23 protein-coding genes are annotated in these 23,706 nt (G+C 58.6%); 12 read left to right on the top strand and 11 right to left on the bottom strand.

Features of this window, described 5'->3' with window-relative positions:
- The 6 genes from fliN (at position 1) to flhB (ending at position 3,907) form a co-directional block, all read left to right on the top strand.
- The gene (fliN, locus tag C2846_RS01865; protein ID WP_095625264.1) at positions 1 to 468 is read left to right on the top strand and encodes a flagellar motor switch protein FliN; all 468 of its coding nucleotides are present in this window, start codon (positions 1 to 3) and stop codon (positions 466 to 468) included.
- Positions 469 to 536: 68 nt separating this feature from the next.
- Positions 537 to 962, top strand: a complete 426-nt coding sequence (fliO, locus tag C2846_RS01870; RefSeq protein ID WP_338067854.1) for a flagellar biosynthetic protein FliO — start codon at positions 537 to 539, stop codon at positions 960 to 962.
- Positions 959 to 1,711, top strand: coding sequence for a flagellar type III secretion system pore protein FliP (fliP, locus tag C2846_RS01875; RefSeq protein WP_119700532.1), 753 nt, complete (start codon positions 959 to 961; stop codon positions 1,709 to 1,711). The genes fliO and fliP overlap by 4 nt, the downstream gene beginning before the upstream one ends.
- Before the next feature lie 11 nt (positions 1,712 to 1,722).
- Positions 1,723 to 1,992: a flagellar biosynthesis protein FliQ gene (gene fliQ, locus C2846_RS01880; RefSeq protein ID WP_080049884.1), complete on the top strand. Its 270-nt coding sequence runs from the start codon at positions 1,723 to 1,725 to the stop codon at positions 1,990 to 1,992.
- Positions 1,992 to 2,768, top strand: coding sequence for a flagellar biosynthetic protein FliR (fliR, locus tag C2846_RS01885; RefSeq protein WP_119700533.1), 777 nt, complete (start codon positions 1,992 to 1,994; stop codon positions 2,766 to 2,768). The genes fliQ and fliR overlap by 1 nt, the downstream gene beginning before the upstream one ends.
- The gene (gene flhB / locus C2846_RS01890) at positions 2,768 to 3,907 is read left to right on the top strand and encodes a flagellar biosynthesis protein FlhB (RefSeq protein WP_119700534.1); all 1,140 of its coding nucleotides are present in this window, start codon (positions 2,768 to 2,770) and stop codon (positions 3,905 to 3,907) included. Before fliR ends, flhB begins: the two co-directional genes overlap by 1 nt.
- An 80-nt stretch (positions 3,908 to 3,987) precedes the next feature.
- Here the strand turns inward: flhB and C2846_RS01895 are convergent, their stop codons facing one another.
- Together C2846_RS01895 and pomA are read right to left on the bottom strand one after the other, a co-directional pair.
- Positions 3,988 to 4,893: a flagellar motor protein MotB gene (locus C2846_RS01895; protein WP_119700535.1), complete on the bottom strand. Its 906-nt coding sequence runs from the start codon at positions 4,891 to 4,893 to the stop codon at positions 3,988 to 3,990.
- Entirely contained in the window at positions 4,893 to 5,669 is a 777-nt protein-coding gene (gene pomA, locus C2846_RS01900; protein WP_080049888.1) for a flagellar motor protein PomA, read from the bottom strand. Before pomA ends, C2846_RS01895 begins: the two co-directional genes overlap by 1 nt.
- Before the next feature lie 172 nt (positions 5,670 to 5,841).
- Here pomA and C2846_RS01905 point away from each other — a divergent pair, with 172 nt between their 5' ends.
- The 3 genes from C2846_RS01905 to C2846_RS01915 all read left to right on the top strand — a co-directional run bounded on the left by C2846_RS01905 (position 5,842) and on the right by C2846_RS01915 (position 8,555).
- Positions 5,842 to 6,558: an SIMPL domain-containing protein gene (locus C2846_RS01905; RefSeq protein WP_080049889.1), complete on the top strand. Its 717-nt coding sequence runs from the start codon at positions 5,842 to 5,844 to the stop codon at positions 6,556 to 6,558.
- Positions 6,559 to 6,690: 132 nt separating this feature from the next.
- Positions 6,691 to 7,905 (top strand): zinc metallochaperone GTPase ZigA, encoded by a 1,215-nt coding sequence (zigA, locus tag C2846_RS01910; protein ID WP_119700536.1) that lies wholly within the window; start codon positions 6,691 to 6,693, stop codon positions 7,903 to 7,905.
- On the top strand, positions 7,905 to 8,555 hold the full coding sequence (locus C2846_RS01915) for a DUF1826 domain-containing protein (protein ID WP_119700555.1): 651 nt from the start codon (positions 7,905 to 7,907) through the stop codon (positions 8,553 to 8,555). The genes zigA and C2846_RS01915 overlap by 1 nt, the downstream gene beginning before the upstream one ends.
- Positions 8,556 to 8,766: 211 nt before the next feature.
- Here C2846_RS01915 and C2846_RS01920 read toward each other — a convergent pair whose 3' ends face one another.
- Entirely contained in the window at positions 8,767 to 9,540 is a 774-nt protein-coding gene (locus C2846_RS01920; RefSeq protein ID WP_119700537.1) for an alpha/beta fold hydrolase, read from the bottom strand.
- A 78-nt stretch (positions 9,541 to 9,618) separates the two neighbouring features.
- Between C2846_RS01920 and C2846_RS01925 the strand changes: the two genes are divergently transcribed.
- Both C2846_RS01925 and C2846_RS01930 read left to right on the top strand, forming a co-directional pair.
- Entirely contained in the window at positions 9,619 to 10,491 is an 873-nt protein-coding gene (locus C2846_RS01925; protein ID WP_119700538.1) for an alpha/beta fold hydrolase, read from the top strand.
- A gap of 181 nt (positions 10,492 to 10,672) precedes the next feature.
- Positions 10,673 to 12,655: a monovalent cation:proton antiporter family protein gene (locus C2846_RS01930; RefSeq protein WP_119700539.1), complete on the top strand. Its 1,983-nt coding sequence runs from the start codon at positions 10,673 to 10,675 to the stop codon at positions 12,653 to 12,655.
- Here C2846_RS01930 and C2846_RS01935 read toward each other — a convergent pair.
- From C2846_RS01935 to C2846_RS01960, 6 genes are all read right to left on the bottom strand, one after another.
- Entirely contained in the window at positions 12,642 to 12,995 is a 354-nt protein-coding gene (locus C2846_RS01935; RefSeq protein ID WP_080049894.1) for a P-II family nitrogen regulator, read from the bottom strand. The two genes, C2846_RS01930 and C2846_RS01935, sit on opposite strands and share 14 nt — an antisense overlap.
- Positions 12,996 to 13,130: 135 nt before the next feature.
- A complete protein-coding gene (locus C2846_RS01940) occupies positions 13,131 to 14,561 on the bottom strand; it encodes an aspartate kinase (protein WP_119700540.1) in 1,431 nt (476 codons plus the stop codon).
- A 202-nt stretch (positions 14,562 to 14,763) separates the two neighbouring features.
- Entirely contained in the window at positions 14,764 to 15,147 is a 384-nt protein-coding gene (locus C2846_RS01945; protein WP_119700541.1) for an ectoine synthase, read from the bottom strand.
- Positions 15,148 to 15,182: 35 nt separating this feature from the next.
- Positions 15,183 to 16,469 carry a diaminobutyrate--2-oxoglutarate transaminase gene (gene ectB, locus C2846_RS01950; RefSeq protein WP_119700542.1) on the bottom strand — a complete coding sequence of 429 codons (1,287 nt, stop codon included), beginning with the start codon at positions 16,467 to 16,469 and terminating at the stop codon, positions 15,183 to 15,185.
- Positions 16,470 to 16,483: 14 nt separating this feature from the next.
- The gene (ectA, locus tag C2846_RS01955) at positions 16,484 to 16,996 is read right to left on the bottom strand and encodes a diaminobutyrate acetyltransferase (RefSeq protein WP_231705503.1); all 513 of its coding nucleotides are present in this window, start codon (positions 16,994 to 16,996) and stop codon (positions 16,484 to 16,486) included.
- A gap of 291 nt (positions 16,997 to 17,287) precedes the next feature.
- On the bottom strand, positions 17,288 to 18,058 hold the full coding sequence (locus C2846_RS01960) for an SDR family oxidoreductase (RefSeq protein WP_119700543.1): 771 nt from the start codon (positions 18,056 to 18,058) through the stop codon (positions 17,288 to 17,290).
- Between the two features lie 236 nt (positions 18,059 to 18,294).
- Here C2846_RS01960 and speA point away from each other — a divergent pair, with 236 nt between their 5' ends.
- Positions 18,295 to 20,214: an arginine decarboxylase gene (gene speA, locus C2846_RS01965; RefSeq protein ID WP_080049900.1), complete on the top strand. Its 1,920-nt coding sequence runs from the start codon at positions 18,295 to 18,297 to the stop codon at positions 20,212 to 20,214.
- Between the two features lie 16 nt (positions 20,215 to 20,230).
- Here speA and C2846_RS01970 read toward each other — a convergent pair whose 3' ends face one another.
- Positions 20,231 to 22,624: a S8 family peptidase gene (locus C2846_RS01970; RefSeq protein ID WP_119700544.1), complete on the bottom strand. Its 2,394-nt coding sequence runs from the start codon at positions 22,622 to 22,624 to the stop codon at positions 20,231 to 20,233.
- A gap of 97 nt (positions 22,625 to 22,721) precedes the next feature.
- The gene (locus C2846_RS01975; protein WP_165443743.1) at positions 22,722 to 23,387 is read right to left on the bottom strand and encodes a GGDEF domain-containing protein; all 666 of its coding nucleotides are present in this window, start codon (positions 23,385 to 23,387) and stop codon (positions 22,722 to 22,724) included.
- Positions 23,388 to 23,706: the final 319 nt, after the last annotated feature.

Consider the following 23,706-nt stretch of genomic DNA (forward strand, 5'->3'; position numbering starts at 1 on the left):
ATGGCTGATGACGGCAAGCCTGGTGAAGTCACCCCTGAGGAGCAGGCGCTGGCCGATGAGTGGGCGGCCGCGCTGGAGGAGGCTGGCGACGCCAGCCAGGATGATATCGATGCCTTGCTGACGCAGGATCAGAGCGCTCGGGTACCGATGGAAGAGTTCAGCTCCTCTGCGAACAATGTCGATGATGGGCCGTTCCAGTCGGTCGATGGCCCGAATCTGGATGTGATTCTGGATATTCCGGTCACTATTTCCATGGAGGTCGGCAATACCGATATCACCATCCGCAACCTGCTGCAGTTGAACCAGGGCTCGGTGGTCGAGTTGGATCGGCTGGCGGGTGAGCCGCTGGACGTCAAGGTCAACGGTACCCTGGTAGCCCATGGTGAGGTGGTGGTGGTCAACGAAAAATTCGGTATTCGTCTGACCGATGTGATCAGCCCCTCTGAACGGATCAAGAAGCTGCGTTGATGAAACCAACAGCAATCGTATCCTCCGCCCGTGCCGCCGGTCGGTCTGCGGCAAACCCATGGTTGAAAGTGCTGTTGGTTCTGGCCGGGGTGTTGGCGTTGCCGCTGGCCGGCTGGGCTGATACTCCGGCAGCCAGTGCCCCAAGTGCCACCCAGATGTCCCTGACTGCGCAGTTGGCACAGTTGGGTGTTGGTTTGATGGTCGTGGTGGCGTTGATCTTTGTGCTGGGTTGGCTGATGCGCCGGATCGGGCCCATGGCCGGACAGGGTGGCCAGCATATCCGGCTGGTCAGCAGCATGGCGCTGGGGCCGCGTGACCGTTTGCTGTTGGTCGATGTTGGCGGTAAGCAACTGCTGCTCGGAGCCTCGCCTGGGCGCATCAACACCTTGCACGTATTCGATGAGCCGGTGGCGGACCTGTCCAGTGCCAAGCCGGTTGACAGTGACTTTGCCCGCCGCCTGCAAACTCTGTTGAAGCGGGAGTCGGACTCATGAGCCGCTGGTTGGGGCTGGCCCTGTTGTTGCTGGCGCCAGCGGCGCTGGCGCAGACGGCCGCCGACCCGCTGAGTCTGCCGGCGATCACCCTGAGCACCGACGCCGAGGGTCAGCAGACCTATTCGGTCAGCCTGCAGATTTTGCTGCTGATGACCGCGCTGACCTTCATCCCGGCTATGGTGATGATGATGACCAGCTTTACCCGGATCATCATCGTGTTTGCCATTCTGCGTCAGGCTCTGGGGCTGCAACAGACGCCGTCCAGCCAGATCCTGGTTGGCTTGGCGCTGTTTCTGACCCTGTTCGTTATGGCCCCGGTCTTTGAGCGTATCAACGAAACCGCGCTGCAGCCTTATCTCAATGAAGAAATGGCTGGCGAGCAGGCACTGGAAGCTGCCAGCATTCCGCTGCGCAACTTTATGCTGGCGCAGACCCGGGAAACCGATCTGGAACTGTTTGTACGGCTAGCCCGGCGCAATGACCTGAGCGGGCCGGATGAAGTACCGTTCCATATCCTGGTCCCGGCCTTCGTTACTTCCGAGTTGAAAACTGCGTTTCAGATCGGCTTCATGATTTTCATCCCATTCCTGGTGATCGATCTGGTGGTAGCCAGTGTGCTGATGGCCATGGGTATGATGATGCTGTCGCCGCTGATCATTTCATTACCCTTCAAGATCATGTTGTTCGTACTGGTCGACGGCTGGGCGCTGATCATCGGCACCTTGGCGGCCAGCTTTGCCGTGACATAGGAGTCTGAATCATGACACCTGAAGTGGCTGTTGATCTGTTTCGTCAGGCCTTGTGGCTGACCACCGTGATGGTCGCAGTGATTGTCCTGCCGAGTCTGGTCGTGGGTTTGATTGTCGCCATGTTCCAGGCGGCCACCCAGATCAATGAGCAGACCCTGAGCTTTTTGCCGCGCTTGTTGTTCACCTTCATGACCCTGATCTGGCTCGGACCCTGGCTGGTCAGGGAGCTGGTCGAGTTCAGTGACCGCCTGTATCGGGAAATCCCCGGGCTGATTGGCTAATGCTCGAGCTGACCAGCAGCGAGATCAGTCGCTGGGTTGCCAGCTATCTGTGGGTGCTGTTTCGCATCGGCGCGGTGCTGATGACCATGCCGGTACTTGGCACTCAGTTGCTGCCCATGCGTATTCGCTTATACCTGGCTCTTGCCTTGACCATTCTGATCGCTCCGCAGGTTCCTCTGGTACCGACGCTGGATGCGCTGTCATTGGCGACCTGGGTCATCATTGCTGAACAGATCCTGATTGGTGCGGCCATGGGCTTTCTGCTGCAATTGCTGTTTCAGATCCATGTTTTGGCCGGCCAGGTGATCGCCATGCAGATGGGTTTGGGCTTTGCCTCAATGAACGACCCAAGCATGGGGATATCGGTGGCGGTTATCAGCCAGGTGTTCACTATGCTGGTGACCCTGCTGTTTCTGGCGATGAATGGTCATCTGGTGGTGATCGAGGTGCTGGCCGAGAGCTTCACAACTTTGCCCGTTGGTCAGTCGCTGGTGGCGGCTGATTTTCTGACTCTGGTCCAGCGCTTTTCCTGGGTACTGGCGGCATCGCTGCTGATCGGTCTGCCGGCGGTCACTGCGTTGCTGATCGTCAACCTGTCTTTCGGGGTGATGATGCGGGCGGCTCCGCAGCTCAACATCTTCTCCATCGGTTTCCCGCTGACGCTGGTATTTGGTCTCTTTATTCTCTGGGTTCTGCTGGGCAATGTGCTGGGGCAATACCATGAGCTGGCGGCAGAGGCTCTGATCTGGCTGCGTGAAATGGTGGGCGTGCGCTGATGGCTGAACAACAGGACAGCAGCCAGGAACGTACCGAAGAGCCCACGGCCAAACGGCTCAAGGATGCCCGGGACAAAGGCCAGATCCCGCGATCCAAGGAGCTCAATACCCTGGCAGTGGTGATTGTGGCTGCATTGGGTTTGCTGATGCTGGGGCCGGGAATGGCTCAGCGGCTGATGGATGTCATGGTCTACAACTTTGCCTTCGAGCGTGAGGCGTTGTACGTCACCGATAGTATGGGCTGGCACCTGATGGCCTCGCTTGACCAGGGGTTGCGCTCACTTGGACCACTGTTTCTGATGCTGCTGTTCGCTGCCTTGGGTGGTCCGATTCTGTTGGGTGGCTGGTTGCTCAGCGCCAAGTCGATGGCGCCCAAGTTTGAGCGGCTCAATCCGATTGCCGGGCTTAAGCGGATGTTCTCGCTCAAGGCGCTGGTTGAGCTGCTCAAGGCTCTGGCCAAGTTCCTGGTGGTGCTGACCGTGGCCTTGTTGGTGCTCAACCTGCGCCGTGAGGATCTGCTGTCCATGGCCAATGAGCCCTTGCCGATTGCCATCGTGCATGCCGGCTGGGTATTGGGTACCTCGTTGCTGCTGCTGGCCTGTTCGCTGATCGTGATCGCGGCGGTGGATATTCCTTTCCAGCTTTGGGACAACAAGAAAAAGCTGCGGATGACCAAGCAGGAAATCAAGGACGAGTTCAAGGACACTGAGGGTAAGCCTGAAGTCAAATCGCGGATTCGCCAGTTGCAGCGGGAAATGGCCGAGCGGCGAATGATGAGTGAAGTGCCCAAGGCCGATGTGGTAATCACCAACCCGACTCACTATGCCGTGGCGCTCAAGTACGATCCGCTGAACTCGGGGGCGCCGGTGCTGGTGGCCAAGGGGGCGGACTTTCTGGCCCAGAAGATTCGCGAGATTGCCCAAGAGCACGACGTTGTGGTGCTTGAATCGCCACCGCTGGCGCGTGCAGTGTTCCACAGTACCGAACTGGAGCAGGAAATACCGGCCGGGTTGTACCTGGCAGTGGCCCAGGTGCTGGCCTATGTGTTCCAGTTGCGTCAGTACCGGGCCGGCCAGGGCAAGCGCCCCGGGCCGATTCCTGAACCGAAAATCCCTGACGATCTGCGTCGGGATGAGTGATCAATAGCCGCTTGTTGGTGCGACTCGTGGCCTCGTGCTTTGGCGAAGTGAGGATCAGTCAGCGCCCGCGCAGCGTATTTTCAAGGTGCCGGCTGCACGTCCAGTTCACGTACCAGCTCACTTAGATCCTCTTCCATCAACTGGCGCAGCTCGGCTTCATATTCGGCTGCCGGTCCTGACAGGTCGATAATGATCTCAACCCGGCGGTTCAATGCCCGGTTGTCTGCACTGTCATTGCTGGCGCGCGGCCGGGTTTCGGCATAGCCCTGAACCCGTAGGCGTTCCGGGTTCACCGCCTGGCTGTAGAGCAAGGCGTTAGCCACCGATGAGGCGCGAGCGGCCGATAGATCCCAGTTGGACTGGAAGCGTGCGGTGCTGATCGGGATGTCATCGGTATGGCCTTCAATGGTGATTTCGCCCGGTACCTTGGCCAGCACATCGGCTACCTTGTCGAGCATGTCGAGAAAGGCTGGGGTCATATCGGCTGAGCCAGAAGGGAACGAGCCTTTTTCCTCGACCCGGATTACCAGACGCTGACGGTCCTGTTCCAGTTGCAGTCGGCCTTCAGTGATTTCGTGGCTGAGCAACTGTGCCAGGGCCTGCTGGGTGATTTCGAGCTGTTGGCGGGTTACATCGCTGACCTGGCTTTGCAGACCGGCCTCCAGTTCGGCGCGCAGGGTCTCTAGTTGCGGTGCCTGCTCGGTGGTTTGCTGGCGCACACTGTCGACCGGCGTGGGTTCGGGGATGCCAGGCGAAAACTTGTCGAATATCGGGCTGGTACCCATGGGGATCTCCAACGCTGGCACTTCGCGCTGAACACCAAAGGCCTTGGACAGTTCGCCGGCGATTTGCTTGAAGCGCTGGGCGTCGATCTCGGAGAACGACAGCAGCAGCACGAAAAAGCACATCAGCAGCGACATCAGGTCAGCGAAGGTGACCACCCAGGGCGGCACGCCGGTTTTTTCTTCTTCCGGGGGCAGTTCCATCAGGCCGCGTCCTGTTCGCCGTCAGCGTTGCGCTCACGTTTGTTTGGTGGCAGGTAGCTGCTCAACAGCTGTTCCACCACTCGGGGGTTGGTGCCTTCCTGGATAGCCAGGATGGCGTCCAGCCACAGCGCCTGCATGCGGGCTTCTTCAGTCATGCGCAGGTTGAGCTTGTCAGCGATGGGGATACAGATCATAGTTGCCAGCATAGCGCCGTACAGGGTGGTCAGCAGCGCTACCGCCATGGCCGGGCCGATGGCCTTGGGGTCTTCCATGTTCGACAGCATCTGCACCAGGCCTATCAGTGTGCCGATCATACCCATGGCTGGGCCAACATCACCCAGTGCGCTGAATACCTTGGCGCCCCAGCGGTTGCGGTCCAGAGTCAGCAGGCGCTCCTTTTCCAGAATCGCTTTGACGGTTTCCGGGGCATGGCCGTCGATCAGCAGTTGAACGCCGCTTCTGAGAAAGGGTGAGTGGATTTCCCGCTCTTCCAGAGCCAGCAGCCCACGCTTGCGGGCGATATCGGCCAGTTCGACCAGTTCATCAATGCTTTCTTCGGTGTCCGGCAGGCGAAAGAAAAAGGCCCGGCCAGCTACCCGAATGGCGCCAATAAATTGGCTTATGCTGAATTTGGCCAGAACGACAAACAGGCTGCCACAAATAACTATCAGCAGCGCGGGAACATTGAAGAAAACTTCGGCCGAGGCGCCGAGAATGATGGCTAGAGCGATGATTACTATTGCGCCTAAAAGGCCAATAAGTGTGGCGATATCCACGCTATCTCCTGGAGAGTAAATTCTTTTGGCAGAGGTTGAGAGTTGGGCAGGGTGTCTGGTTCTGGTCTTGTCGTAATTTTGACTATTCTAAGGCCCTGCCGGGCTCTTGGAAATGTGCTTTAGTCGTTGATGTCGTATACATTGTCTGTACTTACTTGGAGCGAGGTGATTGATGGAAAGGGAATCCCGAATTGCGCTGGTGGCATTGCTGGTAGCCTTGGTTATGGCTGCTGCGCTGGCCTTTATGGCGATCAGTATCAAGACCGGCCTTTTGCAGTTTCGTGATGCTGACCGCATTGTCAGCGTCAAGGGTCTGGCCGAGCGTACCGTTGAAGCAGATCTGGCACTGTGGCCGATCAATTTCATAGTGGCTGGCAACAGTCTCGATCGCCTGCAGGCCGATATCGAAGCCCAACAGGACCTGATTCGGTCGTTCCTGTTGCTCAAGGGCTTTGCCGAGACCGAGGTACAGCTCTCGATGCCGAAGATCACCGATCAGCATTCCAATGTGTATGGCCAGACGCTGCCACCGGAGCGTTACCGGGCTGAGGTCACCGTGCTGGTGCGAACTGCTGAGGTTGAAAAGGTAAAAACCGGTATGCAAGGGGTAGGGGAGCTGGTCAAGTCTGGTGTTGCGCTAAGCCAGAGCTATGAATTCCAGCCGCGCTTTCTGTTCACCCGGCTGGAAACCATCAAGCCGGACATGATTGCTGACGCCACCCGCGATGCTCGCGCTGCTGCCGATCAGTTTGCCCGCGATGCCAACGCCCAGGTCGGAAGTATTCGCCGGGCATCACAGGGTTATTTCTCGATTGAGGATGTCGACCCCTATACCCCGGAAGTCAAGCGCGTGCGGGTAGTTACCAGTATTGACTACAGTTTGGACTGAATTTCCAGGTCGCGGACTTTGGTGCCTCGTTTGATGGGGCGCCGTGTCTTGGTAGATGTTCGGTACTCGACCTTCTAAGGCGTCTCTGATATTTTTGTTATGTTATAACAAATTTTATCCGTGAGATTTGCCATGAATACTTCAGTAAAAGCGTTGCCGGTCACTGTGCTGTCCGGCTTTCTCGGGGCGGGCAAAAGTACTCTGCTCAACCAGATTCTGAAAAACCGCGAGAACCGCCGGGTTGCGGTGATCGTCAACGACATGAGTGAGATCAATATCGACGGCAGCGAAGTTCAGCGTGATGTCAGTCTCAATCGCGCTGAGGAAAAGCTGGTAGAGATGAGTAATGGCTGCATTTGCTGCACTCTGCGCGAAGATCTGTTGGAGGAAGTGGCCCGTCTGGCTGCCGAGGGGCGGTTTGATTACCTGTTGATCGAGTCGACCGGCATTTCCGAACCGTTGCCGGTCGCTGAAACCTTTACCTTCCGTGACGACCAGGGGCGCAGTCTGTCCGATCTGGCGCGTCTGGATACCATGGTCACTGTAGTCGATGGGCTGAATTTCCTGCGTGATTATCAGGCCAGTGACAGCCTGGCCAGTCGTGGCGAGACTCTGGGGGAGGAAGACGAGCGCTCGGTGACTGATCTCTTGATCGAGCAGGTCGAATTTGCCGATGTCATTCTGGTCAGCAAGGTGGATCTGATTTCCTCTGCTGAACGTGAGGAGTTGATTGCCATTTTGCGCAGCCTCAATGCCGAAGCCGAGATAGTGCCGGCGGTGATGGGCCAGGTTCCGCTGGACAAGGTGCTGGATACCGGTCGTTTCAGCTTTGAGCGAGCCTCGCAGGCGCCGGGCTGGTTGAAGGAAATGCGCGGTGAGCATGTGCCGGAAACCGAAGAGTACGGCATCGCCTCTGGCAGCTTCCGGGCCCGGCGGCCGTTCCACCCGCAACGGTTTTTCAATTTCCTTAACCGCACCTGGGAAAACGGCCGATTGCTGCGTTCCAAAGGTTACTTCTGGCTGGCCAGCCGGCCGGAAGAGGCCGGGAGCTGGTCGCAAGCTGGTAGCCTGATGCGTTACGGCTATGCCGGGCGCTGGTGGCGGTTCGTGCCACGCCAGTATTGGCCGCAGGATGAGGAGAGCCAAACGCTGATCGAAGGCAAGTGGCAGGGTGAGTTTGGTGATTGCCGCCAGGAGCTGGTGTTCATTGGTCAGAATATCGACTTTGAACTGCTTGAGCGCGAATTGCAGGCCTGTCTGCTGACGGATGCCGAAATGGCCTATGGCGCTGAACAGTGGTTGAGTCTGCCTGACCCGTTCGGTCCATGGACCGAGGCAGCAGCCTGATGTTAGCCCCGGTTATTGCCTTGTACCCGCGTCAGGTCCTGGGCCAGGAGGTCGACAGTCTGCTGACGATCTTTGCCGACGATGTCAATCTGGCGCTCTGGCAGCGTGGCCTGCCATTGCACCTGCAGCGTTTTGCCGAGACCCTGCTAAACCAGCCAGGGGATGTCGCCGAGTCGATGACGCTGGAGTTGGAGTCTGGCAGTGATGCCGAGCCGGATTTGCGGACGCTGCTGATGGATGCACGGGATCTGGCTCATCATGCGGCCTTTGTTGCCGATGTGGCCTATCTGGTACGGATGTTCGCCTGCCTGTTCGATGCCCGTCGGGTTGGCTTGCGGGTGCGTACGCTGGACAAGGCCATGTGCCCGCGCTGGCATGTCGATCAGGTGCCGGTACGCCTGATAACCACCTATGCTGGCCCCGGCTCAGAGTGGTTGGCTGAGGGTGATTTGCCACGCCGGCGTCTGGGACATCCCGGCTGCGACGAGTTCAATGAGTTGCCGCCGGCCGGGCGAATGCAGCCGGGTGAAGTGGGCTTGCTCAAGGGTGAGCGCTGGGCTGGCAATGAGGGTCGAGGTATTGTGCATCGTTCACCGCAGCCCTCGGCAGGTCAGCGACGGCTGATGTTGACGCTCGACTGGCTGGGGTGAAGGCGGCTTGCACTCATGGATTGCCACGGGCCTGCGGCCCTCGCAATGACGGGGGAGGGACGTGGGCACGGTGACGGGGGTGAAGCAGCCCATACGCGGGCATGCGCCCCCCACCACTGTCATTGCGAGAAGCAGGGGGCGGCCATCCGCCGACGAAGCAATCCATACGCAGGTGGCTTAGCCTCCGTGGCAATCCAGCAAGGTTGCACGCTCAACGGCCGGTAATGAAGGCGTCAATCAGGGCCGGCCACTGCTGCAGGTCTGCATTTGAGTTGGCGATTATCAGTTCATTGTTCGGTAGCCATCGGGCCAAGCCTTGGGCCGTACTCAGCGGGTGAATGTCGTCGTCACCCCAGGCCAGGATCAGGGCTGGTATAGACAGTTGCTGCAGTGCAGCAGGTGATGGCAAATCGGAAGCGGCAGCGCCCTGCAGTATGTTGATCAGGTTGTTCTGGGTAAAACCGGCCAGCTCATCCAGCATCAGGCCAGCCAGCTCTGAGCGACTGTTTCGCAGCCAGGTTGGCAAGGGCGGGAAGCGGCGCGAGGCCTTGACCAGTCCGGCTACGCCCTGGCGGCGCAGCAGTTCAATCATCTTCTGATAACGTAGAACCTGGTGCGGACGACTGTCCCAGGCGGTTGGCGGCAGCGCCATGACCAGATGACTGACTCGTTGCGGCTGTTGCAGAGCTGCATGTAACGCTGTGGCGCAACCCATGGATTGACCGCCGAGAGCAAAGGGCTCGCTGCTACAGGTTTGCTCGGCGACCCGCAGCATCTCGGTAGCCAATTGTGTCCACTGGCAGACCTCTGGCGTGTCGGCTGCGCAGGACTGTCCATGTCCGCGGGCATCGTAGCGGATCCGTCGCAGTTGACCGTCTGCGGCTGGGTGGAACCAGCCGCAGGCACTCTCCAGCGTCATGCTGCCGAACAGCCCATGCGCCCAGACCAGTGCCGGGCCATCACCCTGTGTTGCAATATTGAGCATCACTGTTCCCTAAAGCGGCTTGGGGGCCGTGCCCGGCTCTGTGTAGACTGGCGCATCGATTCAGTCAGGTGTTTTGTCATGCAATTGTTGCCTTGGTCCCATGATACCTCTGCCGGTTTTGCCTTGCGCGGCTGGCATACTCCGCCAAGCGGCAAGCCGCTGCTGCATTTTCTTCACGGTAACGGGTTCTGCACCCGGACTTATGAGCCGATGCTGGAGCCGCTGGCTGAGCACTTTGACCTGTGGTTGTGCGACCTGCAAGGTCATGGTGAGAGTGACCACGGTGGGCGCTTTGTTGGCTGGAACCGCAATGCCGAGCTGGCAGTGGAAGCCTTCGAATATGGTCGCCAGCGTTTCGGCGAAGTACCCAGAGTGGCCTGCGGGCATAGCTTTGGTGGGGTGTTAACCAGCCTGATTCTGGCTGCTCACCCAGGGTTGTTCGAGCGGGCGGTGCTGCTTGATCCGGTACTGTTTCCCATGCACCTGATAGGTCTGCGCACCAGTCTCAGCCTGCTCGGCCTGCGCCGTAACCCGATGTCGCAGGCGGCGCGGGCGCGTCGGCATCACTGGCCGGATCGTGACAGTGCCTATGGCGCCTTGCACGGTCGCGGGATCTTTCGTGGCTGGGATGAGGCGGCATTTCGTGCCCACATCGAACATGCCCTGCAGGATCACCACGAGCAAGGTGTGGAGCTCAAGTGCCGGCCCAGCCGCGAAGCCGAGGTATTCGACTCCATGCCCAGGCGCCTGTGGCCGTTACTCAAACGGATTCAAACCCCAACCCTGCTGATTCATGGTGACAAGACCTATCCCTTTGTCATTCAGGCCGCGCACAGGCTTAAGGCTGTGAATAGTCGGGTCCGGGTGCAGAATCTGCCCGGTGGGCATTGTTTCATGCAGGAAGCGCCACAGATTGCTGCCAGCGAGGTGTTGGCTTTTCTGGGGTTGTAACCGACTGTCGTCATCCAACCCATCCTCGAGCAACCGAGTAGTTTTCCGTATTGATGCGCAAGCTCTCGGTTTCGGGAAGTAAGGCCAGAGACTGCTGCTCAGTATATTGGGTGTTGCTGTTGTTCTGATACCGAGCGATAAGTAAAGTCGCTAGCAAGCAAACTTGCGATAAGGTGAATGAATGATTGAGCAGGCACTGTTACAAACACTGTTGCTCCTGGGCGTTACGGTGTTTGTCGTGTTGCTATGCCAGCGCCTGCGTGTGCCGAGCAGCCTTGCCTACCTACTGGTCGGGGTGGTGTTGGGCAGCCATACGGCCGGTCCTGTGATCAATGATCACTACATTCGCATCATCGCCGAGTTCGGCATTGTGTTCCTGTTGTTTTCGATAGGGCTCAGCTTCAGCCTTTCGCAGATTTATGCGATGCGCCATACCATCCTGGGGCTGGGAACCGCGCAGGTAGCTTTGACTACTGCGCTGGTGGGTATGGGGGCTTGGCTACTAGGTATGCCGGCGGCGATGGCCTTTGTGGCGGGGGCTGTGTTTGCGCAATCTTCGACGACTGTAATCAGCAAGCAGTTGCTTGAGCAAGGGGAGGACAACACGCGCCATGGCCGTCTGGGTACCGCCATGTCTGTATTTCAAGATATCACTGCCGTCCCCTTCGTTATCATTATCCCGGTTTTGGGTACTGCTGTGGCCACGGCAGTGGCTGGGGAGCTGGCCTGGGCTTTGCTAAAGGCATTTATAGCCATGCTCGCGGTGCTGCTTGTTGGGCGCTATCTGCTCAAGCCGTTTTTTCATCTGGTTGCTGAAAGTCGTTCGCCTGAGTTGTTTACTCTGACTGTACTGTTTGTGTCGCTGGCCTCGGCTGGCGTTACTGCTCTGATGGGACTGTCCATGGCATTTGGTGCTTTTCTGGCAGGTATGGTGCTGGCGGAAACCGAGTTCCGGCACCAAGTGGAAGCGACTGTCAGGCCTTTCCGTGATGTCTTGCTGGGAGTGTTCTTTGTCAGTATCGGTATGCTGGTTCAACCGGCCCTGCTGCCAGAGGTCTGGATCGAAGTAGTGATTGGGGCACTGTTGTTGCTGTCGAGCAAGCTGGTGCTGGTTTTTCTTATTATTCGTTTCTCTGGTATCGATAGCACAACTGCCTGGCGTACTGCTCTGATTCTGGCTGTTGGTGGTGAGTTTGGTTTTGCTCTCATTGCAATCGCGCTCGATGGCGCCATTATCGATCCGCGACTGGCTCAGATTCTGTTGTACAGCGTTTTGCTATCAATGATTATTGCTCCTTTCATTATTCGGAATAATTTGCGTCTTTCAGCCTGGCTGAGTCGTCATGAAGCTCGACAGCAGGATGCTGACGAGTCGCTTCGACTCAGTGGGAGCGTTCAGCTTGGAAGGCATGTGGTTATCTGTGGCTTCGGTCGAACTGGTCAAATGGTTGGGCGGCTACTGGAACGTGAAGGCGTGCCATTTGTGGCCCTTGATACCGATAGCTCATTGGTGCGTGAGGCGCGCCTAGCGGGTAGCCCGGTTTATTTTGCCGACTCGACCGAGGCTGCGGTCCTTGATGCGGCGGGGGTGGGGCAGGCCAGTCTGCTGGTTATCAGTCACAATGACAGAACCGCCGCCATTATGACGCTGGCCTGTGTGGCGCGCCTTGAGCACAGGATTCCGGTGCTGGTAAGGGCGCGTGATGAGTCGATGGCCGATGAGCTGCGTGCTAAGGGGGCTGCTGAGGTTATCCCCGAGACTCTTGAAGCCGGGTTAACTTTGGCATCTCATGCGTTGTTGACGCTTGGTGTTCCGATGTACCGGGTGACAGATTATCTTCAGGAGCAGCGCCGTCAGCGCTACCCGATGCTACGTGAGTTATTTCGTGGCCAGCTGGACGAGATAAAACTATCGGATACGCATAGCATCGAGCGCCTGCATTCAATCCAGATTGATGACAGTTGTCCGTTGCTGGGGCAGGCTCTGGGGGAGCTGCCTTTGGGGAATGTGCTGATTGCGGCTCTGGTCAGGGATGAGCAGCGCACTCGCTACCCAGCGCCACAAACTCGCCTCCAGGCTGGTGATGTTCTGGTGTTGCTTGGGGCGACGGAGGATATTCGGAGCGTTGAAGTGCGGTTGACCGGTGGGGCTACGAGTCTGTAACCGGGTGCTGTTGGTTCAATGCCTCGATATGGGCGCTGAGGCCTACGGCACGTGTAACATCAAGCTCCAGGGCAATGCCGGTCTGCAGGCTTTCATCCAGTTTCCCTGCCTTGAGTACAGCTTCCATGATGGCGTCACTTCGGCGTGCCTCAACCAGGAGCAGAATTACTGTGCGAGAGCCCAAGAACTCTAGGCCAAAGAAGCTTTTGTGCATCTTGAGGCCCTGACCCTGAGCGTTATTGATGATGGTCGCTCCAGTGGCACCAGCTTCCCTGGCTGCGTCGAGTACTGACTCAGACCGTTCATTGTCGACGAAGACCATTATCAACTTGAAGTCCATAACACCTAATCCTGTGCAAGAGGCGACATTGCAAGTATTGCACACACCGGTATCTTTTTATTGAGCCAGATCACTTGCAGGTAATTGCTTCCTGTAAGTGATCTGATTCTGCTGGTTTGAGGATCAAGGCAGGGATCAGGCGGCGGCGATTACATCCCCATGGTTTTCCGGCTCGATCAGGGCACGGTGCAATGCTGCCACGGCGGCGTCGTAGTCATCCTCATGGACGATGCACTGCATTTCTACCTGGCGAATCGACTGGTGAATGGCCTGGATGTTGATGCCGGCTTCGGCCAGTGCCGCTACGGTCTTGGCCAGGATGCCCTTGACCTTGAGGTCCGAGCCAATCGCCGAGACGATGGCGATGTTGTGTACGTTGACCTCGGCCATTGGGTAGCTTTCTTCGATCAGGCGCGATGCACGATTGAGCATCTTGCGCGAGCCGGCCACATAGTAGGTGATGCTGTTGGCATCGGAATCCTTGTTCACCAGATACAGCTTGAGCTGCTTGAGCAGCTTGGTGATTTCAATGTCGTAGCCGACATCGCCGAGCATTTCCTGGTCAAACACTTCCAGCCCGAACACGTCGGTACGTCCGGCGATGATCTCGACGCAGGGCTTCTCGCTACGATAATCCTGACTGATCAGTGTGCCGCCGTGTTCCGGTTCGAAGGCGTTCTTGATTCGCAGCTGGATGCCGGCCCGGCGCAGGGTGCGTGCGGCCTTGGGATGAATGGCTTCCATGCCCAGATTCGACAGTTGATCGGCAACGTCGTAGTTGGTACGGCCAATGGTCACCACCTTATCGACACCGACCAGATTCGGGTCGGCGCTGGAAAGGTGGTATTCCTTGTGAATGATGGCTTCGCGGGCACCGGTGCTGGCGGCGATCTGGGCGAAGGTGATTTCGCTGTAGCCACGATCAAAGGTGTTCATCAGGCCTTCGCGGCAGTGGGTGTAGCCAGTGGCAACCACCAGTTCACGCGACAGGTCGATGCCGTCGAAGCTGTCCTTGATCATGTCCTGGAATAGCTTGGGTTGGGGCTGGTTCCAGCCGGTCAGGTCGACCAGGCGGGCGCTGACGCCACGTTTCTTGAGCGCCAGTACGGTGTTGAAGGCGCTGTGCGCCTCGCCGAGCGAGGCAAGCATTTCGCGCACCTTCATCAGCTGTTCGCTGAGCTGGAAGTGTCCGTAGCTGCACAGCTGCTGAAGGCTGACCATGCATTCGCGCACATCGCTGATCCGGCTTTCGATAAAGCGGTCGGCAGCCTGGAGTTCATAGTCGCTGTTGAACAGTTCGGCGTTCTTGGCCCTCATTTTTTCCAGTACGGCATCCAGCGCTTCAAGCCAGGCGTCCTCATTGTGCGCATCGGCAAAGCGCTCATACACGCCGGGCTCGCCGGTTTTCTTGTGTTCGAGCAGGGCGTTGGTCATGCCGCTGTAGGCAGAGACTACGAAGACGCGCTGATACAGTTCTGCGCCCTGACGTTGGCCAATGAAAATGTTGTTCAGTACTTCGTCGAAGCGGCTCATTGAAGTGCCGCCGATCTTTTCTACTGTATGCATAATTCTGGTTACCGTCCCGGGTGTGTTGGGTTGTGTCGGCTGAGTGCACGGAGTTCACTAGCGGTGTTGGTGCTGGCCTGTTCCAGACCGTCGATGCCCTGGACGGGCATCGTCGAGCTCCCAGGGATGGGTTCACAGCGTGTCTGGGACAGGCCAGCACCAATGCCGCCTGCACACAAGTTCCAGGGTGGATCTGCGGCACTTAATCCAGCGGATAAACCCCGTCCTTATCGTGCACTTCCTTGCCGGACAGTGGCGGGTTGAATACGCAGGCCATCTTCATGTCTTCGCTGCCGCCACGCAGCAGGTGCTCGTCGTGCTGGTCGAGGATATACAGAGTGCCGGCCTCAATCGGATAGACCTTGCCGTCAGCCAGGGTCTCGATCTCGCCATTGCCGCTCATGCAGTAGACCGACTCCAGGTGGTTCTTGTAGTGGATGTGGGTCTCGGTGTTGGCGTAGATAGTGGTGATGTGGAATGAGAACCCCATGTTGTCATCTTTGAGCAGCATGCGGGTACTTTCCCAGTTCTCCGATGCCACGCGGCGTTCGGAGTTTTCGCAATCTTTCAGGGTGCGTACGATCATTCGAGGATCTCCTTGGATCATCAAAGATTAAGGGGTCAGGAGGCCTGGCTGTCGACCTGCTCGGTCATGACCTTGGCGAAGGCTGCATCAAGAATGTCCATGGCCTTGGCGATCTGCTCTTCGCTGATGATCAGCGGGCACAGACATTTGACGACCTGGCTATGGTTGCCGCTGGTTTCGATCACCAGGCCGCGCTCGAAGGCCTCGCGGCAGATCGCGGCGGCGATGTCTCCGTCCGGGCAGTTGATGCCGATCATCATGCCGCGCCCCTTGACATACAGCGAGTCAGGGCCGTGCTTGCGGACGATTTTCTGCATCCGTTCCTTGATCAGCTTGCCCTTGGCCTGGATCGACTTGGCGAATTCGTCATTGGTCCAGAAGTGCTCCAGCGCTGCCGTGGCAGTGACGAAGGCATGGTTGTTGCCGCGGAAGGTGCCGTTGTGTTCGCCTGGCTCCCATTGGTCCAGTTCGCGGCGAAACAGCACAATCGCGAACGGCAGACCGAAGCCGCTGAGCGACTTGGACAGGGTGATGATGTCCGGCTTAATGCCCATCTCTTCGAAGCTGAAGAAGCTGCCGGTACGGCCGCAACCGGCCTGAATGTCATCGACGATCAGTAGCATGTCGTGCTTGCGGCAGAGCTTTTCCAGCTTGCGCATCCATTCGGCTGACGCGGTGTTCAGGCCGCCTTCACCCTGGACCACTTCAACGATGACGGCTGCCGGCTTGTCGACGCCGCTGCTCGGATCGCTGAGCAGTTTGTCCATCATGGCGATGGTGTTGACGTCCTTGCCGAAGTAATTGGCGTAGGGCATGCGGCTGACTTCGGCCAGGGGTACGCCAGCGGCACCACGGTGGTGCTGGTTGCCGGTAGCGGCCAGGGCACCAATAGTGCAGCCATGGAAGCCGTTGGTGAAACTGATGATATTGCTGCGGCCGGTGACCTTGCGCGCCAGCTTCAGGGCAGCTTCAACCGAGTTGGCACCGGTCGGTCCGCTGAACTGAATGACATGATCGCCCAGACCGCGCGGTTCAAGGATGACCCGGTGGAAGGTTTCCAGGAACCGTTCCTTGGCATCGGAGTACATGTCCAGGCCATGGGTCAGGCCATCGTTCTCCAGATAGTCGATCAGCGCTTTCTTCAGAACCGGGTGGTTATGTCCGTAGTTCAAGGTACCGGCACCGGCGAGGAAGTCGATATAGGACTTGCCTTCGCGGGTGATCAGTTCGGCGCCGCGCGCCTGTTTGAAGACCACGGGGAACGAGCGGCAATAGCTGCGGATACCGGATTCATGTTGTTCGAACTGTTCGAAGGTGTTCATGGGTGCTCCTGGCTTCATGCCTTGGCAGATGGTGAAAAAGGGCCGGCGCGATACAGCACTTCATCGTCGTGCTGGCCGTTGAAATGATTGCTGCGGGAAAACAGTACCCGGGTCTGGTAGTCACTGTTGAGGCGCGCGAAGGCGCGCTTGAACAGGGCTTCCGAGGCTTCGTTGCCCGGTGTGATGGTGGTTTCCATGTACTGCACGCCGTTGGCCATCACTCGCTCGGTCAGGGCCAGCAGCATCTTCAGGGCCAGCCCCTGGCCACGCATGCGGTCGTCGACCGCGACCTGCCAGACAAACAGGGTGTCCGGGCGGGCTGGTGGGCGATAGCCGGAAATGAATCCGACCAGTTCGCCATTGGCAGCAATAGCTGCGATGGCGGTATCGGCAAAGTCGCTGCATTGCAGCAGATTGCAGTAAACCGAGTTGGTATCCAGTGGTTTGCAGCGCTCGACCAGTTGATTCAGTGCGTAGCCGTCAGTATCGCGCGGCTGGCGCAAAGTCACGGGTGTAAGGTCTGTCAAAACGTCATCCTGATATTTATGTGTAAATGCTTTTTAAATAATAAACATATCCAAAAAAATATCTCAACCCGCCATTAATGCAGGTCTTGACCGTATGTCGTTGCTCATCAAATATTTTCAACTGTTAAATATGTTTGTCATGAAAAGGGTGCAGAGCAGGGATGGCGGGGGATTGAGGGAGGCTGGGCTGGCAGTGGATTTGGAGTTTTCTGGGAGCCTTGAGCATCTGCTCAAGGCCGGTGTTGCAGGGTAGTTCGTGCGGGAGCGGATGCTCCCGCCTCACGGGTGGCTTTAGAGGGTAAAACCGCCGTCGATCGGGATGATGTTGCCGGTCATGTAGGCGCCGGCGCTGCTGGCCAGCATGATGGCCAGGGCGGACATTTCTTCCGGGCGGCCCCAGCGGCGCATCGGAATGTCTTCGCAGTCCTTGGCCAGGGCCTCGGGGTCGAGATGAATATGCCGGGTCATCTTGCTCGGGAAGCGTCCGGGGGCGATGACGTTGACATTGATATGCTGATCAACCAGTTCCCGGGCCAATTGCCGTGAGAGCTGATGAACAGCGGCCTTGCTCGGGCCATAGGACCAGGCGTTTTCGTTCATGGTGGTAATGCCGGCCACCGAGCCGATATTGATCACCCTTGAAGGATTGTCATCGCTGGCACCCTTGCGCAGTAGTGGCAACAACTGCTGGGTGGTGCTGAATACGGCAGTGACGTTGAGCTGCATGACCTTGTGCCAGCCGTCGGCGGGGAAGCTTTCCAGTGGTGCGCCCCAGGCCGTGCCGGCGTTGTTGACCAGAATGTCCAGTTGCTCGATATGCTGGCTCAGTTCGTTGGCCAGGGCCTTAGCCCCATCCTCGCTGGACAGGTCGGCGGCCAGGGCCCGGCATTGGCCGTACTGGCTCAGTTCGCTGGCGGTAGCCTGGCCTTCTTCCAGTTTGCGACTGCAGATGATGACGTTAGCGCCGGCCTGGACGAAGCCCTTGGCGATCATCTTGCCGATTCCCCGGCTGCCGCCGGTGACCAGGGCTGTGCGTCCGGCCAGACTGAAATATTCCTGCATGAGATGCTCCATAGGATAGGTTGTGAATATAGATAACCTAGTGGACCCTAGTGCTATCGGGGCTTCCGGCCAAGTTCTGGCAGGTCTTATCAGAGCCTGGAATGGCCCGCCATAGCGCTGGCAGAGTCACCGATGTGTCGCTAAAACGACCGTCCCGGGCCGTTGCTCGTTCGGCAGTCAGCGTTGTTTTGCTTTATCCTGTGGACACTATCGAGTTGCTGAGAAGGGGTATCCGGATGGGGTCACAACGACGTTCGCGCAAGGAAGACGCTTCGGCCTGGACGGTCGCCGACAGCCGTAGTGTCTATGGCATACGTCATTGGGGTGCGGGCTTCTTCAATGTCAATGACAAGGGCCATGTCCAGGTTACCCCCAGGGGCGAGCAGGGGGCGGCTATCGATCTGCATGAGCTGGTTGGCCAGTTGCGTGACAGCGGTCTGGATCTACCCTTGCTGGTGCGCTTCCCGGACATTTTGCAGGATCGGGTGCGGCAGTTGACCGGGGCCTTTGACCATAATATTGCCGAACTGGAGTACACCAGCGGCTATACCGCGCTGTATCCGATCAAGGTCAATCAGCAGGAGGCGGTGGTTGAAAATATTATTGCCACTGAAAATGTCTCCATTGGCCTGGAGGCCGGCTCCAAACCTGAACTGATGGCTGTGCTGGCATTGGCACCTAAGGGCGGGACCATTGTTTGCAACGGTTACAAGGATCGCGAATTCATTCACCTGGCATTGATCGGCCAGAAGCTCGGTCACCGGGTGTTTATCGTGATCGAGAAGGAATCCGAGGTCGAGCTGGTTATTGAAGAGGCTGCCCGGCTTGGGCTGGTGCCGCAGATTGGTCTACGGGTCCGGCTGTCGTCCCTGGCTTCGAGCAAATGGGCTGATACTGGCGGAGAAAAATCCAAGTTCGGCCTGTCGGCCGCGCAGTTGCTGCGGGTGGTCGAGCGTTTCCGTGAGGCCGGGCTGCAGGATGGGGTGCGTCTGCTGCATTTCCACATGGGCTCGCAGATTGCCAATCTGGCCGACTACCAGCATGGGTTCCGCGAGGCGATCCGCTATTTCGGCGAACTGCGTGGGTTGGGATTGCCGGTTGACCATATCGACGTTGGCGGTGGCCTGGGGGTCGATTACGACGGTACCCACTCGCGCAACGCCAGCTCGATCAACTATGACGTCAATGAGTATGCCCACACTGTGGTGGCGATGCTCAAGGACTTCTGCGATCAGCAGGGCCTGCCGCATCCGCACATCTTCTCCGAAAGTGGCCGGGCCCTGACTGCCCATCATGCTGTACTGGTCGTGCAGGTGACTGATGTCGAGCGGCAAAATGCCGAAATTCCGCCACTGGAAGATCTCGACAGCCAGCCGCAGGTAGTGCGCAACCTGGTGGGTCTGCTGGATCGCAATGATATTGAGCTGGTGACCGAGACCTACTGGCGGGCGACCCACTACATGGCCGATGTGGCGGCCCAGTATGCCGAGGGGCGTCTGACCCTGGCCCAGAAGGCATTGGCTGAGCAGTGCTATTTTGCTCTGTGCAATCGCCTGCATACCCTGCTCAAGGCGCGCCAGCGCTCGCATCGTCAGGTGCTGGATGAGCTTAACGACAAGCTGGCCGACAAGTACATCTGCAACTTTTCGGTGTTCCAGAGTCTGCCCGACACCTGGGCGATCGATCAGGTGCTGCCGATCATGCCGCTCAACCGGCTGGAGGAAGAGCCGCTGCGTCGGGCGGTGCTGCAGGATCTGACCTGTGATTCGGACGGCAAGATCCGTCACTATGTCGATGAGCAGAGCATCGAAAGCAGCCTGCCGGTACATGAGCTCAGAGAGGGAGAGGATTACCTGTTGGGCATCTTCCTGGTTGGGGCCTATCAGGAAATTTTAGGTGACATGCACAACCTGTTCGGTGATACCGACTCGGTCAACGTCTACCTGCGCGAGGATGGTCGGGTGGTGCATGGTGGCATCGAAACCCATGACACCATCGAGGACATGCTGCGCTATGTCCATTTTGCCCCGGATGAGCTGGTCACCCTCTACCGCGACAAGGTGGCCGGTGCGCGTCTTAGTCAGGCTGAGCGCACCCGTATTCTCGATACCCTGCGGTTGGGCCTGACTCGCTCTTCGTACCTGGCAGCCGAGTAAGGCTCGGCCGCCAGTATCAAAAACGTTGCTGCCACTGCCCCATGACCACCTGCATGGGCGCTGCGTCAGCCTGATGGCCGGGTTGGTGGATGCCAAGCCAGGACAGTTTCAGGTCGCTGTTAGCCCACAGCGGGCGCTGCCAGGACAGTTCCAGATTGAGCTGGCGGCCGCTGGGCGCCAGATCCAGCTTGACCGGCTGCCAGGCGAACTGATTGCCACTGTAGCCGGTGGCTAGCCAGACCTGGGTATCGGCGCGCTCAACGCGCAGCGGTTGCTGCAAGGCCAGGCCCCAGCTGTTGAGCTGCTGCTGGTAGTGGCCGTTGAGCTGCCAACTGCTGGTGGTGACGCGGCCCAGATCGCGTAACAGCCCCTGGCCTGAGACCTGGCTGTGGCCAATCCAGGCAGCGTGTCCCAGTAGCCAGGGGCCGTTCTGGTAGTGACCGTAGAGACCACTGAACCAGGTGTCGCTACGATCATCCAGGCCAAACAGGCCCAGTCCGCGACTGTTGAACAGGCCGTCACGGCTGCGCAGGTAACCCAGCTCCCAAGTAGTCTGATAGTTCTCGCCGATGTGGCGCTGGTAGCCCAGAGCGCCACCCTGACGTATCGAGCTGGCGCTGCTGGTCAGCTCCAGGTGGCCGTTGCCCAACGGCAGGCGCTGGCGGAGCCCCAAACTGCTTTCACCGGGTTGCTGCAGCCAGAAAGGGGCGGCCAGGCTGATATTGAGCAGGCCTTGCCCATGGCTGACGGGATGAGCGCTGAGCAGTGCAAAATCCTCGACCAGGCCCAGATGCAGCGAGCGACCCAGCTCTTGCTGAATGTGCAGTACCCGGCTACCTGCGCCGCTCGGGCTGCTATGCCAGGTCAGTTGATAGTCGCCCTGCTGTTCGGACTGCTGATGACGGCCAAGCCGATTGAGCGCATCGCTGGCCACAAAGCGGTAAGCCTGGTGATGTACTGCACTACCCAGATCAATGCTGAACCCGGCGCCGAGGCTGTCGGTCGCCATGGCCGATTGGCCAGCCAGAGGATTGATGTTGCCGAAGGGCGTGCCCAGGCTCAGAACGGCACTTTCCAGACTCAGATGCTGTCCGTCGCTAGCCAGCAGTTGCAGGCTGCCGACCGGCCGGGTAGCACGTTCCAGGTCTAGTAGTCCCTGGCCGTACAAGGTCTGATTGGCGTAGTCGCCGGTTTTCTCGGCGGTGCTGAGTAGGCGTTCGACCACCTGGGCCCCGCTCAAGGTCGGGAACGCCTCGCTGATTACGGCCAGTGCCCCGGTTACTGCCGGTGCGGCCACCGAGGTGCCGGTCGCGGTGGCATAGCCAGTGTCGCTGTTGTTGTAGCTGGAGTTGATATTGGTCCCGGGCGCCGCCAGGCACCAGGCTGCCGCGTTGCCGCAACGGCTGGAGCTGGCATGCAGTTGCCCGGTTTGCGGATCGACATTGACCACAGCCAACCAGTGACTTTGCAGCTCCGGATAGTGGATTGGCAGGGCGGCGAACAGTAGTGGTTGACCGCCATTGTTGTTACCGGCGGCCCAGACATACACATGCCCCTGACTGACACCGTGCTGCCACTCGGCTAGCAGTGTTGGGTAGCTGTTGGCCACCTGGGTGCGGCTGAACTGACTGGCGTCAACACTGATGCTCCAGCTGTTGTTGAACCAGCGGGCGCCTTGTTGCCGCGCCCAGGCGAAACCATTGGCCAGTTGCTGCTCGGTGGCGGAAATCTGGTTGATATCATCGGTAAAGCGCACGTTGAGCAGTTGTGCGCCATGGGCATAGCCGACATTGCCGAATCCGTCGAGCTTGGCGGCGATTACGCCGGCGACCAGGGTGCCATGACCGTCACTGTCCTGGGCATCGGCAGGGGCATTGCTGGCGCTGAATACGTTGTAGTGAGCGGCGATCTGTCCATCCAGCTCGGTGTGGCTGCTGCGTATGCCGCTGTCGATCAGGGCTATCCGCTGGCCTGCGCCGGTAAAGTCGCGATCATGGGCTACATGGCCATAGCTGATGTTGTAACCATTGGTGAACAGGTATTCGGCACCCAGAGGCAACAGCTTGGCGGAGTTGTCTTCCTCTGGCGGTGGTGCGCTTGGCGGGCTGCTGGTATTGCCGCCGCCGCCGCCGCCGCCGCCACCGCCACCACCGCCACCACCGCCAGCAGCTGCGGCCAGCCCCGCTACGGCAGCCCCGCCGGCGATCCAGCCGAGATTGCCAGTTTTGCGTGCTGCTTGCGTAGATTGGGACGCAGGAGCGCTCTGGGTGCCCGCTGCAGAATCCGCCTGGCTCTGGCTGAGTTGCTCTTCTTCTACGGTTTCTGGTTGATCGGCGGTGCTCTGTGCCTGGGTGAGCGAGCTGCAAGCCAGCAGCGCCCCTAGACAGAGGTTGCGGTGAAAACTGCGCATGACTAATCACCCTGATTCTTGTTGTACCTGGCTGAACTCTAGCAGGCTCGGATGATGCTGCCATGACAGCATGGTGTGGTTGTGCGCAATCGCACAGCTAGACCGCTTGACGGCCCCGTTGGGTCGCCAGCGGCAGTTCGCTGAGACAGCCCAGCGTGCGATTGCGGCCCTCGCGTTTGGCTTGGGACAGGGCCATTTCTGCGCGCTGGAACAGGGTTTCCAGGGCTTCATCCGGTTGCAGGCTGGCCGCACCTATGCTGACGGCCACTGGCGAATCGACCAGCAGGTTGCTGCTGGCAATCCTTCGGCGCAGTTTCTCGGCCAGTTCCAGTGCCTGCTCGAGAGGAGTATGCGGTAGCAACAGCATGAAGCTGCCGCCGGACCAGCGCCCCAGGGCATCGGACTGTCGAATCGCGCTTTGCAGCAGGCGGGCCACGCCGTTGAGTACTTCATCACCGATGCTATGGCCATAACTGTTGTTGATCTCGTTGAAGTGATCCAGGTCAATGCATAGCACGCTGAGTGGGTGGGTATAGCGTTGGCAGCGTTTGAGCTCGGCTTCGGCGTTTTCACCAAAGCGCTGGCGGTTCCAGACGCCGGTCAGGGCATCGGTACGGGTCAGTTTGTGCAGTTGCTGCTGGATATGGAGCTGGGCTTCACAGGCTTGTTCTTTCTGCACCCCCAGGCGGCGTATGCGGGCCATGAGTTTCAGACAATAGCCCAGCGTGAGCACCCAGAGCAGGAAGCAAATCAGTGCCGCCATACTGGCGACGGGTGATGAAGGCAGCCAGGACGCATCCATAAAAGCGAGTGACTCATCAGTGAAATGGCATAAGTCAAAAGGCTATTAATGCCTGTAATGAACATGGCCAGTACAGGCTGATAAGTCAAGCCGAGGCCTCTGTAAGCCGACGGTTGGTCAGGCGGGCTGCTTTTGTTGATGCTGTGTCGGTGTGGGGCTTTTTTGACGTGACCCCATTCAAATTTCTCAATACGGGCCACGGTTGCCAGGTTTATTGCTGCCCCTATACTGCGGCGCTATCTCAAAGGATTAGCTCAACTTCAAGGATTGAAGCCATGTT

This window comes from Pseudomonas jilinensis (genome assembly GCF_003586265.1).
Classification (GTDB): Bacteria; Pseudomonadota; Gammaproteobacteria; order Pseudomonadales; family Pseudomonadaceae; genus Halopseudomonas; species Halopseudomonas phragmitis.

Coding starts and splice junctions, on each gene's coding strand:
- zigA (WP_119700536.1), top strand. CDS start 6,691: ATGAATACTTCAGTAAAAGCGTTGCCGGTCACTGTGCTGTCCGGCTTT.
- C2846_RS01945 (WP_119700541.1), bottom strand. CDS start 15,147: ATGATCGTACGCACCCTGAAAGATTGCGAAAACTCCGAACGCCGCGTG.
- fliP (WP_119700532.1), top strand. CDS start 959: ATGAGCCGCTGGTTGGGGCTGGCCCTGTTGTTGCTGGCGCCAGCGGCG.
- C2846_RS01925 (WP_119700538.1), top strand. CDS start 9,619: ATGCAATTGTTGCCTTGGTCCCATGATACCTCTGCCGGTTTTGCCTTG.
- flhB (WP_119700534.1), top strand. CDS start 2,768: ATGGCTGAACAACAGGACAGCAGCCAGGAACGTACCGAAGAGCCCACG.
- C2846_RS01920 (WP_119700537.1), bottom strand. CDS start 9,540: ATGCTCAATATTGCAACACAGGGTGATGGCCCGGCACTGGTCTGGGCG.
- C2846_RS01930 (WP_119700539.1), top strand. CDS start 10,673: ATGATTGAGCAGGCACTGTTACAAACACTGTTGCTCCTGGGCGTTACG.
- C2846_RS01915 (WP_119700555.1), top strand. CDS start 7,905: ATGTTAGCCCCGGTTATTGCCTTGTACCCGCGTCAGGTCCTGGGCCAG.
- C2846_RS01935 (WP_080049894.1), bottom strand. CDS start 12,995: ATGGACTTCAAGTTGATAATGGTCTTCGTCGACAATGAACGGTCTGAG.
- fliQ (WP_080049884.1), top strand. CDS start 1,723: ATGACACCTGAAGTGGCTGTTGATCTGTTTCGTCAGGCCTTGTGGCTG.
- C2846_RS01970 (WP_119700544.1), bottom strand. CDS start 22,624: ATGCGCAGTTTTCACCGCAACCTCTGTCTAGGGGCGCTGCTGGCTTGC.
- C2846_RS01940 (WP_119700540.1), bottom strand. CDS start 14,561: ATGCATACAGTAGAAAAGATCGGCGGCACTTCAATGAGCCGCTTCGAC.
- ectB (WP_119700542.1), bottom strand. CDS start 16,469: ATGAACACCTTCGAACAGTTCGAACAACATGAATCCGGTATCCGCAGC.
- speA (WP_080049900.1), top strand. CDS start 18,295: ATGGGGTCACAACGACGTTCGCGCAAGGAAGACGCTTCGGCCTGGACG.
- C2846_RS01905 (WP_080049889.1), top strand. CDS start 5,842: ATGGAAAGGGAATCCCGAATTGCGCTGGTGGCATTGCTGGTAGCCTTG.
- C2846_RS01960 (WP_119700543.1), bottom strand. CDS start 18,058: ATGCAGGAATATTTCAGTCTGGCCGGACGCACAGCCCTGGTCACCGGC.
- fliN (WP_095625264.1), top strand. CDS start 1: ATGGCTGATGACGGCAAGCCTGGTGAAGTCACCCCTGAGGAGCAGGCG.
- C2846_RS01895 (WP_119700535.1), bottom strand. CDS start 4,893: ATGGAACTGCCCCCGGAAGAAGAAAAAACCGGCGTGCCGCCCTGGGTG.
- fliR (WP_119700533.1), top strand. CDS start 1,992: ATGCTCGAGCTGACCAGCAGCGAGATCAGTCGCTGGGTTGCCAGCTAT.
- C2846_RS01975 (WP_165443743.1), bottom strand. CDS start 23,387: ATGGCGGCACTGATTTGCTTCCTGCTCTGGGTGCTCACGCTGGGCTAT.